The organism is Wolbachia endosymbiont of Cylisticus convexus (assembly GCF_003344345.1).
The window spans coordinates 1-2,285 of sequence record NZ_QPIP01000217.1 but is presented as its reverse complement, the minus strand read 5'-3'; the positions used below and the strand labels follow the sequence as shown (position 1 = coordinate 2,285).

Sequence of the window (2,285 nt, the reverse complement as noted above, 5' to 3'; positions counted from 1 at the left end):
ACTGGATACATATTTCAGAGAATTTCTTATTTGGTGTACTATACATAGCTGCACTTCTGCACTGGGAAATACACTGTTGATGGCTGCAGGAAAGCTTTTTAGCCCATCTACACATGCAATCAGAATATCTTCTACTCCTCTTTCTTTGAGGTTATTTAGCACTTCCAACCAAAAGTTAGCTCCTTCACTTTCAGCCAAATAAAAGCCCAGGACTTCTTTTCTGCCATTTTGGTCTATGCCCAATATATTGTACATACATTTACTTACGCAATGTCCATCCTCCTTGACCTTAAAGAACATCCCATCCATAAATACTATCGGGTATACTGATTGCAGTGGACGACTACGCCATTCATTGATTATAGGCAGTAATTTGTCGGTAATACTTGATATCTCTGCTACCGATATTTTGTGATCATAAATTTCCTCAACGTGTGACGCTATATCTCTATAGCTCATACCACTGGCAAATGTGCTCAAAATCTTCGTTTCAAGCTCTGGATGTAAGCTTGTTTGCCTTTTTTTGACTATTTGCGGCTCAAAACTTCCTTCTCTATCTCTTGGCGTTAACAGCTCAAATGAACCTGCACTTGTACGTAAAGTCTTTCCATTCCTCCCATTTCTGCGATTATTTTCTTCACTTTCAGCTAATAAATGGTTTTCTATTTCACCTTCTAGACTCGCCTCCAGCAGCTTTTTTATAAATGGTGTTAATGCTCCCTCCTTTCCTGTCAACGGTCTTCCTTCTCGTATAGACGACAGGATATTTGTTTCCAACTCTTTATAATCTACCAATCCGTTAGTTCTGTTTACTACTTTTTGACTCATTGTCAAACCTCCATTTTTATATCAATTTATTACTTTTTTTCGGTTTGACACACTTTTTTGAACATTCCCAATCAAAACTTTGTTTAGGAAATTCATCTCTCCTATTGTCATCCTTACAGTACACTATCTGTGTCTTTTCAGGATGTAATTTCAACTTATACTCAGCCAATCTTTCTTCGATCATTACTTTCACAAATTCTGCCTGTTTCTCTGTTCTGCAGTGCACTATCGCATCATCCACATATCTCTCAAATGGTACCGTCGGGTAGTTCTTTTTCATCCATATATCAAACACATGATGCATGAATATATTAGAGATGATTGGGCTAACTGAACCTCCTTGCGGAACTCCTTTATCCCTAACTACCTTACTGCCATCTGCAAGTTTTATAGGGGATTTTATCCACCTTTCAACGTATAGTATGACCCATTTGCAATTTGTATGCTTCTTGATAGCTTGCAATGCCAACTCGTGATCCAAATTGTCGAAAAACCCGGATATATCTAGATCTATCGTCCAATCATACCTCCAGCATCTTTTCCTTGCCGTATCTACCGCATCCAGTGCTGATTTATTCGGTCTATAACCATATGAATCTTCATGGAATTTTGGTTCTACTAGCGGCTCAAGATACATAGAAGCGGCCGTTTGCCCTATCCTGTCGAATACTGAAGGAACACCTAAAATTCTTTGTCCCCCTCCCGTATCTTTCGGTATTGCTACAGCTTTTACAGGCTCTGGAAAATAACTTCCTGATGACATCCGATTCCATAGTTTGTACAGATTATCCTTCAGGTTCTCTTCAAACCTTGTTATCGATACCTCATCCACACCAGCCGCACCTTTATTTTTCGATACTTGTTTATAAGCCCTCCAAATAAGTTGCTTTGGTATATCAAAAGACTTTGTTTTATTCATTAACTCCTCCCTTTCGGTTGATACATAATTAAAACTGAATAACTCAACTCCTTCGCTCCATTTCCATTACAGAAACTTCTTCACTACTACGCGCCCCTGTTTTCCGCATTGGTACTCTCATCCTTAGAGTTTAGCTCCTTGAATTTCTCCCTTATCATCGAAACGACAGGTTCCCGTAGTTCTACACAATAGCCTAAAATAGATTCATGCCACCTTTATGCCGGACGCCTCCTACCCCGTAAACAAGCTCCCGGTAGATTTATCCCAGTTGAGTTATAAGCCCCTGGTTTTGACGTCATCAGTTATGGTTTCGACACTTTATCAGTGGTTCACTTTCGTTCATCTCTCTATTTCACACATGACACATAACTGCGCCTTTTCCATAACGCTCACTACCTTGGCTCTTTACCAAAGCAGCTTATGGTTGTTTGAAGCCTGCTCTTGTAAATCGGCTCCGAGGGGCCCACCCTCATCTATTGCGTAGCTTAAGTACTCAGTTTGCTCTTTTCTGACCATTCCTTGCATCACTACGGCACAC

At 40.0% G+C, this 2,285-nt stretch carries 2 protein-coding genes; both read right to left on the bottom strand.

Annotated elements, in window-relative coordinates:
- A partial coding sequence (locus Wcon_RS10590) for an IS256 family transposase (RefSeq protein ID WP_114516781.1) occupies positions 1 to 828 on the bottom strand: 828 nt, incomplete at its 3' end.
- Between the two features lie 16 nt (positions 829 to 844).
- Positions 845 to 1,747, bottom strand: coding sequence for a group II intron reverse transcriptase/maturase (ltrA, locus tag Wcon_RS10585; protein ID WP_237350154.1), 903 nt, complete (start codon positions 1,745 to 1,747; stop codon positions 845 to 847).
- Positions 1,748 to 2,285: the final 538 nt, after the last annotated feature.

What these genes read in the sequence shown, in the direction of transcription:
- ltrA (WP_237350154.1), bottom strand. Translation starts at nt 1,747, where the DNA reads ATGAATAAAACAAAGTCTTTTGATATACCAAAGCAACTTATTTGGAGG.